12 protein-coding genes and 1 pseudogene are annotated in these 13,007 nt (G+C 43.7%); 5 read left to right on the top strand and 8 right to left on the bottom strand.

All coding sequences use genetic code 11. The annotated features are described in order from the left end of the window. The first annotated feature begins 68 nt into the window (after positions 1 to 68). Entirely contained in the window at positions 69 to 719 is a 651-nt protein-coding gene (locus NMG48_RS09180; protein WP_271254938.1) for a hypothetical protein, read from the top strand. 181 nt (positions 720 to 900) lie between these two features. On the opposite strand, the gene NMG48_RS09175 is transcribed toward NMG48_RS09180, so the two are convergent. Further along, complete coding sequence (locus tag NMG48_RS09175) at positions 901 to 1,320, bottom strand: hypothetical protein (RefSeq protein ID WP_271254937.1); 420 nt, start codon at positions 1,318 to 1,320, stop codon at positions 901 to 903. A 203-nt stretch (positions 1,321 to 1,523) separates the two neighbouring features. Here NMG48_RS09175 and NMG48_RS09170 point away from each other — a divergent pair. Then, positions 1,524 to 2,566, top strand: a pseudogene (locus NMG48_RS09170) (IS630 family transposase). On the opposite strand, the gene NMG48_RS09165 reads toward NMG48_RS09170, so the two are convergent. The 4 genes from NMG48_RS09165 to NMG48_RS09150 all read right to left on the bottom strand — a co-directional run bounded on the left by NMG48_RS09165 (position 2,522) and on the right by NMG48_RS09150 (position 6,247). Beyond that, positions 2,522 to 2,776 (bottom strand): DUF6883 domain-containing protein, encoded by a 255-nt coding sequence (locus tag NMG48_RS09165; RefSeq protein ID WP_271254936.1) that lies wholly within the window; start codon positions 2,774 to 2,776, stop codon positions 2,522 to 2,524. The pseudogene NMG48_RS09170 and the gene NMG48_RS09165 overlap by 45 nt on opposite strands. Positions 2,777 to 3,141: 365 nt before the next feature. Beyond that, on the bottom strand, positions 3,142 to 4,902 hold the full coding sequence (locus NMG48_RS09160; protein WP_271254935.1) for a bifunctional serine/threonine-protein kinase/formylglycine-generating enzyme family protein: 1,761 nt from the start codon (positions 4,900 to 4,902) through the stop codon (positions 3,142 to 3,144). Positions 4,903 to 5,090: 188 nt separating this feature from the next. After that, the gene (gene psbM, locus NMG48_RS09155) at positions 5,091 to 5,210 is read right to left on the bottom strand and encodes a photosystem II reaction center protein PsbM (RefSeq protein ID WP_126384789.1); all 120 of its coding nucleotides are present in this window, start codon (positions 5,208 to 5,210) and stop codon (positions 5,091 to 5,093) included. A gap of 146 nt (positions 5,211 to 5,356) precedes the next feature. Continuing rightward, complete coding sequence (locus NMG48_RS09150) at positions 5,357 to 6,247, bottom strand: S1 RNA-binding domain-containing protein (protein WP_271254934.1); 891 nt, start codon at positions 6,245 to 6,247, stop codon at positions 5,357 to 5,359. Positions 6,248 to 6,261: 14 nt separating this feature from the next. Between NMG48_RS09150 and NMG48_RS09145 the strand changes: the two genes are divergently transcribed. Beyond that, positions 6,262 to 6,555 (top strand): hypothetical protein, encoded by a 294-nt coding sequence (locus tag NMG48_RS09145; RefSeq protein WP_271254933.1) that lies wholly within the window; start codon positions 6,262 to 6,264, stop codon positions 6,553 to 6,555. Positions 6,556 to 6,561: 6 nt separating this feature from the next. Here NMG48_RS09145 and NMG48_RS09140 read toward each other — a convergent pair whose 3' ends face one another. Beyond that, positions 6,562 to 6,966, bottom strand: a complete 405-nt coding sequence (locus NMG48_RS09140) for a hypothetical protein (RefSeq protein ID WP_271254932.1) — start codon at positions 6,964 to 6,966, stop codon at positions 6,562 to 6,564. 260 nt (positions 6,967 to 7,226) lie between these two features. On the opposite strand from NMG48_RS09140, the gene ftsH reads away from it, so the two are divergent. Both ftsH and pheA read left to right on the top strand, forming a co-directional pair. Further along, positions 7,227 to 9,131 carry an ATP-dependent zinc metalloprotease FtsH gene (ftsH, locus tag NMG48_RS09135; protein ID WP_271255263.1) on the top strand — a complete coding sequence of 635 codons (1,905 nt, stop codon included), beginning with the start codon at positions 7,227 to 7,229 and terminating at the stop codon, positions 9,129 to 9,131. Positions 9,132 to 9,207: 76 nt separating this feature from the next. Next, entirely contained in the window at positions 9,208 to 10,047 is an 840-nt protein-coding gene (gene pheA, locus NMG48_RS09130; protein WP_271254931.1) for a prephenate dehydratase, read from the top strand. Between the two features lie 53 nt (positions 10,048 to 10,100). Here the strand turns inward: pheA and NMG48_RS09125 are convergent, their stop codons facing one another. Further along, positions 10,101 to 10,862 (bottom strand): hypothetical protein, encoded by a 762-nt coding sequence (locus NMG48_RS09125; RefSeq protein ID WP_271254930.1) that lies wholly within the window; start codon positions 10,860 to 10,862, stop codon positions 10,101 to 10,103. A gap of 286 nt (positions 10,863 to 11,148) precedes the next feature. Continuing rightward, a complete protein-coding gene (gene lepA / locus NMG48_RS09120; RefSeq protein ID WP_271254929.1) occupies positions 11,149 to 12,960 on the bottom strand; it encodes a translation elongation factor 4 in 1,812 nt (603 codons plus the stop codon). Positions 12,961 to 13,007: the final 47 nt, after the last annotated feature.

The raw sequence follows: 13,007 nt of genomic DNA, 5'->3' as shown, positions 1-13,007 counted from the left end.
AAAAGGAGCGCGTAACGCGCTCCTTTTTTATGACATTACAATAGATCTTGTTTGACCAAATCACCCCTATGCCATTTAGCAATTTCAAAAGTCTGGGAGCAACAGTCAAAGAATTGCAGGTGATCTATACCGAAGCAAACTTTATCACGCAATCCGCTTTTCCTGTATCTGAATACTTTCAGCAAGACCTAGAATATGTAATGCGGGAAGGGGTGGTGAATAATTCAGAATTTGCGATCTGTGAAAACTTAATTTATCCAATCCTCAAAGAGATTTGGAAAGCCTATAGCAGCAAGTTCACGCTCTGGAGTCATCAGTTATTAACCTGCGACGATCCTCTATCAGGTTATCCTGAGTATGTTCTCGCTAGGCGATCGCCTCTAGGTAAAGTCGTATTTGATAAACCCTATTTGCTAATCGTGGAGGCAAAACAGGATAATTTTGATTGGGGATGGGGGCAGTGTTTAGCCGAGATGGTGGCGGCGCAAAGATTAAATGGCGAATTAGCCGATAAATCAGCGATCGCTATATTTGGCATTGTCTCTAATGGTATCAATTGGGAATTTGGTAAATTGGAAGGAAACAAATTTACCCATCACCCTGCTCCCTACAGTATTTTTGAGTTAAAAAGTTTATTTGCTGTCGTTAATTATCTTTTTCAGCAAAGCGAGATTCAGTTGACAGCTTATCAAGAAGTAAATGTTCCACTTTTTAACTAACTTGCTAAGGCAAGATTACGCGCGTTAAAAATTTGGTTAGATTGCAAAGGAGCAACCCAAGATTTAGGAATAGCAACAATATGAATGGACTCATCTAATGCGTTGAACACTTCCAAAATACAGCCTTCTTATTGAGGAGTGTGAGGATGCGGTACAAAGTCGATACAGACTGCAATATTTGTCATTTTTGGGAAACTACTGAAGTTGATGTAGTTTGTTGTTTGTAGCAAAGAAATTCTGTGAAGTCTTTAACTTGCAGAATCGATTCTTCTGGAAGTAGTTCTAGTAATGCTAAAAGTTGTTGCTTTACTTTCTGTTTATTGCTTTGTTGATGAGCATTTATTGGATTTATTTGGTGAGGATAGAGCGTTTCTACATCTAGGGTGTCGCGAAATGCTTCGGGATCGTCTTGGGATGTATCTATTAAATCGCCTTCAGGTGTTAGTTTTAGCCATCCACCAAATAGTTCGACTAGGTAGGCTTCACCATCTTTAAATATTTCCACGATCGCACCATCAGTTCCTTGTGGGGCAATTCCACCAGAGTGAAGCTGAATGTCTTGATTTAAGGTAACGGAATCAAACATTTGAAACTTACTCATTTTTTTGCCTCCTGCTACGTTGTGGTACTGCTGTTACAAATCTAGCAATGTTTTCGCCTTTCAGCGCAATCCAAGCGGTGAGGATTTCCCTTGATTGCTCATGCTGATCGGTTAACGAAACAATTGCTGTATATACTTAGACAGGATGTAGACTTTATTTTTTGAAAGGGTAAAAATGGAAAAAACAGTAGCTTTTCTCCAAGATGATCCGAATAACATTTAGCAAAGAAGAAATGGATGCCCTACATCACGAAAGATTCCATCACCCGCATCCGCGAGTACAGCGAAAAATGGAAGCACTATACCTAAAAAGCCAGAAATACGCGCACAAGGAAATCACGAAACTACTAAGAATCACTGAACCGACATTGTTGAGTTATTTACGAGATTATAAAGAAGGTGGGATAACCAAACTCAAAGAACTGACCTTTAATCGTCCCCAGAGTGAACTCAAACAGCATCAGGAAAGTTTAGAGATATATTTTCGAGAACATCCACCCAAAACTCTGGCTCATGCAGCAGCAACAATTGCCGAGTTGACAGGAATTGTTCGTAGTCGAGAACAGGTGCGTCATTTTTTGAAATCGATGGGAATGAGTTGTCGTCGAGTGGGGCTAATACCTGCTAAGGCTGACCCAGCAGCACAAGAGGAATTTCTAAAAAAAAACTAGAACCACGCTTAGAGGAAGCTAAATCTGGTCAAAGAGCCGTTTTCTTTGTCGATGCGGCACATTTTGTCCTCGGTGCTTATTTAGGCTTTTTGTGGTGTTTTGAACGCTTGTTTGTCAAAACTGGGACAGGAAGGCAAAGGTTTAATGTCCTGGGTGCGCTTAATGCTGTTACTCATGAACTAGTTATCGTGACTAATGACACTTATATCAATGCTCAATCCATCTGTGACTTACTTTATAAACTTGCGGCTCTGGGCTTGACTATACCCATTACTCTTGTCTTGGACAATGCTCGTTACCAAAAGTGTGCTTTAGTTTTTGAGTTGGCTCAGTCATTAAACATCGAACTTCTATATTTGACTACTTACTCCCCAAACTTGAACTTGATTGAGCGCCTTTGGAAATTTGTCAAAAAGCAATGTCTCTACTCGGTCTATTATCCTGATTTTTCTTCTTTCAAATTCGCTATTTCTTCTTGCCTTTCACAATCCCACACTACTCATAAAACAGCTTTGGATTCTTTATTGACTTTACGCTTTCAGTCTTTTAAAAATGTTAAGTCTATTCCCTGTTAAGGTATATCTATCTCCATAAACATCTTGACACTGAAATACTAGGTCTGGTGGTGTAACTTTTTGCAAAATTGTGTCACGGATCGATTCGGCGCTGTCATATCCCATTACGCTTTGCCAAAATCGACTTTTATCGCCGCCTTTACCTTGTTCACCGCTATAGCTAAGCAGATATTGTGCTTTGGCAAGTGGGAATTCGAGGCGATCGATCATGGTTAGGGGGAAAAGTTTATTTTGGTGGCAATTCTAGCAAAAGTATAAGCGATAAGCGTAGGGGCATAGCATTCCCGCAGAGATTTATACGTTTACTGGTTGCCTTGATTTGGGAATGCTATGCCCTCAACCTGTAACCGCAGGGACAATTTATCTGTGAAAGCGGAGAGGGTTTAGCATTTGCGGATCAAGATTGTGGTGATAATTTATAAATTGTGGCGCAAATGCTAAACCCCTACAATTGTTTTCTCAATTCCTATTTCCGTGAAATCCCTTAATCCGTTTAATCTGTGTTCAAGATTTGATCGCCAAAGGCGAAATGGGGGAATACAAAGGGAAAGAGGGTAAGAGGGTAGCTGAAGTCCTCACGAAAAAGAAGCGAGAAGTAGACGAAAACCAATAAAATAGGTCTGATTACGCGCGTCGAAACTTAAGCGAAGGGCAGCACGACAGTCAAAACAGCTCCAAGAACCGCCGCGAAGCTGGCGAAGATGAAGAGCACCCACACACGAGACCCTTCCAAGCCAAGGTTCGTTAGCATTCCTTTTTAAGTCCATTACACCCCAAGGTTCGTTACCATTATTTTTTAAGCGATCGGGCTTGCATTGATAGCTATTGTGCCAGTCATCTAAGCACCATTCCCGAATATTACCACTCATATCGTAAATACCAAGCTCATTGGCTTTTTTCTGACCCACAGGATGGGTTTCACGACCAGAGTTTTCGCGATACCATGCGACATCACTCAAATTATTACTCCCCGCATATTTATAGCCTTTGCTTTGATTGCCACCTCTCGCCGCATATTCCCATTCCGCTTCCGTCGGCAATCTGACTTTCTGTCCAGACTTTTGCGATAGTTTCTCACAGAACGAGATCGCATCATGCCAACTGACTTGTTCTACAGGGTTCTGAGCACCTTTGAAGTGTGAGGGATTATTTCCCATCACCGCTTGATATTGCGCCTGTGTTACAGCATATTTCCCAATGAGAAACTCACGTAAATTCACCCGATGAACGGGTTTTTCACCAGCATGTCGATTACTTCCCATCTTAAAACTCCCACCCGCCACTTTCACTAGTTCCAACTTCACGCCATTTCCACAATCCAAAATCGAAGAATTACTCGAAGTTGATACAGGAGTCTGTGACGGTTGCGAAAATAATCCTGAGAAGAAGCTCGGTTTGGGTGCTTGGGGTGTGGCTACTGATGGAACTGGTGGCGAAGAAATTGGCGTAGATATTGCTGGAGGTTTTTTGGGAGGATTGAGATCTTGCAAGATTTCTTCAATCGTCTGATATCTGCTTGGCAATGGCTCGATCATCTTATCTAAAACACGCCCCAAATTATTGCTAACTAATATTCCATTAAGAAACTGTCGCCATACCCACTTATTTTCTGAATCACTAAACAAATCAAATGGAGGGATTTGAGTTAATAGATAAAGACAAGTCATCCCCAAAGAGTAAATATCACTGGCATAAACAGGCTTCCTTCTTGCTTGTTCAGGAGCCGTATATTCTGGACTACCGATTATTGTCGCTGTTCTTTGCAACGAAGTCTGTGTCGCCACCTTCGCCGCCCCAAAATCCACCAAAACCAACTTGCCATCCGATCGCCTTCTAATAATATTGTCTGGCTTAATATCGCGATGAATCACATTACCCGCATGGATAAACTGCAACACAGGCAACAGATCCAGCAATAAATCCTTAATTTTTGCCTCACTAAACCGCCCCGATCGCTTTAACTCCTGTAATAGATTCTCACCATCGATAAACTCCTGTACCAAATATTGCCGCCCATCCTGCTCACAATGGGCTAATAATTCAGGAATTTGATTATGCTTACCCAAATCATCTAAACGCACTGCCTCCTGTTCAAACAATCTTTGCGCCTCTCGCAAAGTCGCAGGATCCTCATAAATAAATTGCTTAATCACACAACGGGGCTGCGATGGCTTGCCCTCATCCTGAGTCAAGAAAGTCTTACCAAAACCACCCTGTCCAATTACTTTCAAAGCGCGGTAACGCTCTTGAATTTGTAACTTAGCGCCGCATTGGGTGCAGAATTTTGTGGTTAAAGGGTTAGCGCGATCGCAAGCAAGACAGAGGCAATTACTCATGCTAGGCAAATCTTAGAAAATTTAGCTTTGATGATCTATTTATAGCCTAATGTGAGTAAATCCTAGTAATACGATGATTTTATAGGTGATGTTGGGCGATCGCACCGTAAATGCAGTGATTGGCAATAATGCATTAACCAAAACAAAAAGCACAGCCCTAGGGCTGTGCTTTTTGTTTTTTCTGTTTTTTATTTATTTGCTTGACCTTCTTCACGGCTGGCTGTTTGGATATACAGGGTCAGCAAGAAGACGGTAGGTACAAATACTGCTAGGACAGTAGCTAGAAGACCAAGAAAATTAGTTTCCATAAATTTGAGTTTGAGGGCTGATTTTAAATATTTTAATGACTATTAATATATTAGGCTCAAAGATTACTTACTGTTGCCAAAACAATTATAGAAGTTCACGGGAGAAAATAGAGATAGCACGAAGTAGTATCTCTATTTTCGGAGATCTACGCTTCCCAGAGCTTGCTGATATTTTTTTCGAGGCGCTCCTCAGCTTCGGCAAATACCTGTGCGGAGTTATCAAGCATCTCGCCTGCGTGGAGTTCGAGGAGCTTGGTGGACAGGGCAATGCGATCGCGAGATTCATCAATATCGACAATTACCGCTTTAATGATGTCATTGATTTGAAAGACGCGGGTGGGATCACTCACAGGCTTTTGGCTCATTTCCTTGACATGCAGCAAGCCAGATACACCAGCAAACTCCACAAATGCGCCAAAAGGACGAATATTGCTTACCTTGCCACTAATTAGCTGTCCTTTCGCGAGTTGTCCGATCGCGGCAAGTTTAGCAGCTTGACGGTTTGATAGTACTAGCTTTTTACGAGTTTCATCAGCATCTAGCACCATTACAGGGATCTTTTTGCCAACTAGCTTAGCCAGATCCGTAGCATCAGTAAGGTGCGATCGCGGTACAAAACCACGCAAACCAACGGCATCAACAATCACACCACCACTATTAGTACCAATCACCTTAGTCTCGAATACCTTCGACTCGGTTTGGTAATCCTTCAGAGTTTGCCAAGCTTGCTTGAATAATAGACGGCGCACCGATAGCTTCACTTCACCATCAGCATTCTGATTACTGATAATCAGAAATTCGTACTCGTTACCGATAGGGAAAGCATCACCAGAGCGCGAAGAACCACTCAGAGTTGCTTCTTCAATGGGCAGAAAACCTAAAGATTTAGCGCCAATATCGACATAAATGCCACTACTTTCGACGGAAACTACCTTGCCCCTCACAGTTTGCCCCACGGCAAATTCGTAATTGTGTTCGGCGAGAGCATTGGCAAAATCATCGGCAGAAAATGGCTGAATATTTTTTGTGGCGTTCATGGATAGGGATAAATATGCTAAAGATGCAAAGCGTTACTTGCGTGTATTTTAATGCAATTGTCTCACAGCGTTATAGAGAATATGAAGTAAATCGATCTTTTGCGAAAATCGCTACGCTTCTTAACATATATCTACAGTCACTTGTCTTAGGACATACAACCCAAGAATTGGATTGGCGGCGCGGAGCGCCGCCAATCCAATTCTTGGGTTGTACACTTAGCTATCCCAGTCCAGAGTTGTCGGGGACACGGCTCTATGTAACTCGCTTGCTGGAAAAGTGCGATCGCTTTTATGAGGAATATTCCTGATTCTCTTTACAATTTGTACAATTTATTGTTTTTGAGGCGATCGCCAATCAGATAAACAATAAATAAAATGACTACGGATACATCAATCACAACAGCAATTCCTGCCTTATCTAGATATTGTCTACCGTAAACCATTACTAAACTCACGAAAACTAACTTGCTAATCGTGGAGATCACCACAATCAAGGTGCGACTGTTTTCCTTAAATGCTCCATAAATTTGAATTGCACCCACAAGCGTAATCAAAGCACCCCAATTACGGACAATAATTTCCGCAAGCTGTCCCTCTAAACCATCGCCAAAGAAAGAACGTAGAGCTGCTTGCGGAGCGATCACAGCATAAAACATCGTACAAGTCAGTACCCCCGATATGAGCATAATCCACTTTATTTGGGCGACAGTCCAATTCATTATTTTTCCTATTAAAAACTAGAACCAAAAGCTGTGGCGCACGCGCAGCGTGCGCCACAGCTTTTAGGGTTTTATATTTAATTGCGACCATCTAAAGTAGCTGATCTTAACTTTCCTGCATGTCACTAGCCCGATATGTGAGGGCAATGCGAAGTGTCGCTCTGACTTTATGACAGGTTTTTAGCTAATGCACTAGACTAGATAAATAATAAATCAACCGATTACCGCATCGACGGGGTTATAAGGAGCAACAGGGCGTGATGTCTTCTGGAAAAAAAATCTTTTCGGCAATCTCTGGTTCAACCTTTTGGCGGCGTGTCAAAACGACGGTCGTAAGTTTCGCAATTTTACAAAGCGTGGCGATCGCCGCTGTTCCTAACTCTGTTCGCGCAGAGGGGGAAACTGCTGCAACCATTAGCTATACCGAACTACTTTCAAATGTTAAAGAAAATCGAGTCCAAAAGATCGATATCGAAAGTAACGGCTTAGCCGCAGAAGCGGTTTTGAAAGATGGTCGCAAAGTTCGGGTTGACTTGATCGCTCGTGATGGCAATACCGAATTAATGAAGGCATTGCGGGAAAACAACGTCGATATCGCGGTAAGAACACCTCAGCAGCCAACATTACTCTGGCAACTGGCGAGTACATTTTTTGTGCCGTTGCTATTGATTTTCATCTTGCTAATGGTACTGCGCCGCCTTAGCAATGCCCCCGGAGGGCCTGGTCAAACCTTAAGTTTTGGGAAAACGAAGGCGCGATTCTCTCCTGAAGCAAAAACGGGGATTTTGTTTGAAGATGTTGCAGGAATTGATACTGCTAAAGAAGAATTGCAGGAAGTTGTTACATTTCTTAAACAGCCCGATCGCTTTACGGCTGTCGGCGCAAAAATCCCTAAGGGTGTATTGCTGATTGGCCCACCCGGAACTGGTAAGACTCTTTTGGCTAAAGCGATCGCAGGGGAAGCGGGCGTACCATTCTTCTCTCTATCGGGATCTGAGTTTGTAGAAATGTTTGTCGGTGTCGGCGCATCCCGCGTCCGTGACTTATTCCAAAAAGCAAAAGACAACGCCCCTTGCATTATTTTCATCGATGAAATTGATGCGGTCGGTCGTCAGCGTGGGGCTGGTATCGGCGGCGGCAATGATGAGCGTGAGCAAACCCTCAACCAAATGCTCACGGAAATGGATGGATTCCAAGGCAACACAGGCGTAATTGTCGTTGCTGCAACCAATCGTCCTGATGTCTTAGATAGCGCATTGCTCCGCCCTGGTCGTTTCGATCGCCAAATTACGGTGGATTATCCCGACTATAAAGGTCGTCAAGAAATCCTTAAAGTCCATGCTCGTAATAAAAAGCTCGACGAAAATGTTTCCCTCGAATCGATCGCCCGTTTAACTCCCGGATTTGCAGGGGCAGATTTGGCAAACCTATTGAATGAGGCAGCAATCCTAACGGCACGACGCTATAAAGATGCGATCGGCGAATTGGAAATTGCCGATGCGATTGATCGGATTACCATCGGTTTAAGTATGAAACCAATGCTCGATAGCGCCAAAAAGCGTTTGGTTGCCTATCACGAAGTTGGTCACGCCTTGGTAATGACTCTACTCAAGAATGCATCATTGCTCGATAAGATTACGATCGTGCCTCGTTCTGGCGGTATCGGTGGCTTTGCCAAGGGTGTACCCGATGAGGAATATGGTCTCGAATCGCGATCGCAAATCATTGACACGATCACCATGATGCTCGGTGGGCGTGCTGCTGAAGAAGTGGTCTTTGGTGATGCCGAAATTACCACAGGTGCATCGGGTGATTTCCAACAGGTTGCTCGACTCGCAAGACTGATGGTGACTCAATTTGGGATGTCGGACTTAGGCTTAGGAGCGCTCGAATCTGAAAGTGGCGAAGTTTTCCTAGGACGTAACTTTATGCCCCAAAGCGATTATTCGGTGAAGTTAGGCGATCGCATTGATCGGCAAATTCGCCAAATTGCCCAAACCTGCTACGAAACCGCCAAAAAACTGATCGAGGAAAATCGTGATTTGTGCGATCGCCTAGTCGATATTCTCCTTGATGTGGAAACCCTTGACGGTGAAGAGTTTCGCAAGATTGTGGCGGAATACACCCAGCTACCCGAAAAGAAAACCGCTTCGGTAAAGTTTTAACTAGCAAAAACAACTGATTAGCTATAAAAATATAGAGGAGACACAATGTGTCTCCTCTATATTTTTTGGATTTATCATGACAACGATCGCTTATCTTGGTCCCGCAGGCACATATACAGAGATGGCAGCCCTGCGGTATTTGCAACTGAACTATCCTGACCTAGAACATGATCCTTCCAGAATGTGTCCCTATCCCACCATTTCCCAAGCAATTAAGGCGGCTGAGCATGGTGAAGTGGATATTGCAGTTGTACCAATCGAGAACTCGATCCAAGGCGGCGTAACCATGACCCTTGATAGTCTCTGGCAGTCAGAATCTTTACAAATCCAGCAGGCGATCGTGCTACCGATCGCCCATGCCTTGATTACCCGTGCAGAAAATCTCACAGATGTTAAAACCGTCTATTCCCATCCCCAAGGCTTAGCACAGTGCCAACAATGGCTTGATCAATATTTACCAACAGTGCAGCAGATCGCCACAGATTCCACTACCGAAGGTTTACATACTGTTGCTGAAGATATCACTGCCGCCGCAATCGCTTCAGAACGCGCCGCCGAAATTTACAACTTACCAATTCTAGAATTCCCGATTAACGATCAGCCTGATAATTTCACGCGCTTTCTGGTGCTGGGGCGTACTGCCACCACGACCCAAGGGACACATTCTTCTTTAGCATTTAGCCTCAAGCGCAATATGCCCGGAGCATTGGTTAAACCCTTACTAGTATTCGCCGATCGCCAAATTAACTTAAGCCGCATCGAGTCACGTCCCACTAAGCGATCGCTGGGCGAATATATATTCTTTATCGATGTCGAAGCGGCGGTAGATACACCTAATTTCCATGAAGCCTTAGATGAGCTGCGAAATGTGACTGAAAATCTCAAAATTCTCGGTAGCTATGCGATCGCTTCATAAATAAAAACAAAACTCAAGAGAGTTGCGGCGCAACTCTCTTGGAACGTCTACAGCTATATTTTGGAATTGGCAAGACGCTTATTCCGCATTAATACATTCGTACCTTCATTAGTTTGCTCAATGACTAATACGGGAGTTGGCTTAGCGGTTTGATCCCAACTAATTACCGCTAACCTACCTTGAATAGTAGGCTGCCAATTCCGATTTGCCTCTGAAGCAGATACAAAATTTTCCAGCCCTGCCGCCAACTCCTTCAGAATACTTTGAGAACCATGGGCAGGGATTTTTGATAGCTTGACATGGATACGAAAGAGAACTCGAAGTTGTGAATCATCATGATGTTCAGGTTGGTAGGACACATCAAAAATCACATCAATTTTTCGCACCTGTCCCCCATCTTCCTCCGTTGGCATCAAGGCAGGAGCAACCTTTTGGCGTAAATTGACTTTAATCTGCGCCAAAATAATGTCACAAAAGTAGGGTTCCTCCATCCTCATGCTGAGGTAATCCAAATTAAATTCGCGAGAATGAATCAAATCAGGATTGCGCTCATGTTCATCAATGGTATGTAGAGCCAGTTTGATCTTTTTGGCAAGTTCATCGGTTTTTAATTTCTCGATTTTGAGTTGTTGCCGAGTTTTGCGTAGTTGCCAGTAATTATAGGCAGTTGCCCCGATCGCCACCCATAGCAACACCAGTAGTAAGCTCACACCGCCGACATTTTGCAGTGGTAGGGTTGATTGCTCTAGTGAACCGAGAAAACCTTCGCGATCGTCAGTTTTCGCCGTTGTGACAACTTTTGATGCGTACAACATAGCCATGTCTCAATCATTTAAATAGATGTTTAGTTAAAGAAGCCCTTTAAGATGATATTTTTCTGTCTCCCCTATTATGACTATTCCCATAATTCATTCAGAAGTTAATCTAAATCTCTAAACAAACAAGGCGGCGCAAAGCGCCGCCTTGTTTAATCAGAATTTATAGCGTTTTGCGCTGACTTGAAAACCAGAGAAATTTTTGAAAGCGCGGCTTCGCCGCGCTTTCAAAAATTTCTCTGTAATCTAAGCTCTAAATAAAAGGCGGCACAAAGCGCCGCTCTTATTAATCTCCGTTCAACTGTAAAATTGCCATGAATGCGGCTTGGGGAACTTCCACAGTACCAATTGACTTCATCCGCTTTTTACCTTTCTTTTGCTTCTCTAGCAATTTCTTCTTTCGTGAAATATCACCGCCATAGCACTTACTCAACACGTTTTTACGCAATGCCGAAATATTTTCACGGGCAAGAATCTTAGAACCGATCGCCGCCTGAATCGGAATCTGGAACTGTTGCTTAGGAATCAGCTCTCTCAGTTTAGAAACCAGCGCCCGACCGACGTTATAGGCTTTGTCGCGATGGACGATACATGCCAAGGCATCGACAGGTTCTTCATTTACCAAGATATCAACTAGCACCAGATCGTTAGGACGATAGCCAATCACTTGATATTCCATGCTGGCATAGCCCTTAGTGCGCGACTTCATTTGATCGAAGAAATCCGTAACCATCTCAGCTAAGGGTAGCTCATAAATCAAAGTGGCTCGTTCCGTGGTGATGTACTTAGTATCGACAAATACACCGCGTCTGGCTACACAAAGATCCATCAAGGTACCAATGTAGATTTGCGGAGTCATGATCTCTAACTTGACATAAGGCTCCTCGATCGACTTCCGAGAATTAGGTGGTGGTAATTCGCTAGGATTGTCCACCATCAAGATTTCATCGTTGTTGGTCGTCACTCGATAAACCACCGATGGCGCAGTCACGATCAGATCAAGGTTATATTCCCGTTCCAGTCGCTCCTGCACAATTTCCATATGCAGCATCCCCAAAAATCCGCAACGGAAGCCAAAGCCCATTGCATTAGATGTTTCTGGCTCATAATTCAAAGCCGCATCATTGAGTTTCAGTTTGGTGAGGGCTTCCCGTAATTCCTCAAACTGATCAGCATCGGTGGGAAACATGCCGCAAAATACCATTGGCTTTGCTTCTTCATAGCCGGGGAAAGGCTCAGGAGCAGAATCGATCGCCGAAGTAATCGTGTCACCAACCCGCGCATGGGCAACGGTTTTAATCGCCGCTGCCAAATATCCTACTTCACCAGCGTGCAGTTCATCCACTTGGATCTGGCTCGGTGCTAATACGCCCAACTCATCGATTACATATTCCTGACCTGATGCCATGAATTTAATGCGATCGCCCTTTTTGACCGTGCCATCCATGACCCGAAAATAAACAATTACACCCCGATAGGCATCGTAATAACTATCAAAAATCAAGGCCCGTAAGGGTTGATCGACCGTATCTTTTGGTGCTGGCACTTTAGAGACGATCGCTTCTAAAATCTCACGAATACCGATCCCCTGTTTCGCCGAAGCATGGATCGCATCCACGCAATCTAGACCAATTAACTCCTCAATTTCATTGGCAATGCGCTCAGGATCTGCCCCCGGCAGATCAATTTTGTTAAGAACAGGTACAATTTCCAGATTATTTTCTAGAGCCAAGTACACATTCGCCAAAGTTTGCGCTTCCACCCCCTGTGACGCATCCACTACCAGTAAAGCCCCCTCACAAGCCGCTAAACTCCGCGATACCTCATAGGAAAAGTCCACATGTCCAGGGGTATCAATCAAATTAATTGTATATTCCTCACCATTAAGAGCCTCATAACGCATCCTTGCAGCCTGCAATTTAATGGTGATCCCCCGCTCACGCTCCAAGTCCATGTTGTCGAGAAACTGCGCTTTCATGTCTCGATCTGCGACAGTGCCTGTAAATTGCAACAAGCGATCGGCAAGCGTAGACTTACCATGATCGATATGAGCAATGATTGAAAAATTACGAATGCGAGAGACAGGTACGTTGGTCATAGAATCAAAACACTGCGGTTCAAAACACTGCGAGATTATCCGATCCT

Origin of the sequence: Pseudanabaena sp. Chao 1811 (genome assembly GCF_027942295.1) — a bacterium.
In the GTDB taxonomy this organism is placed as follows: Bacteria; Cyanobacteriota; Cyanobacteriia; order Pseudanabaenales; family Pseudanabaenaceae; genus Pseudanabaena.
This window is presented reverse-complemented; position numbering and strand designations above follow the sequence as displayed.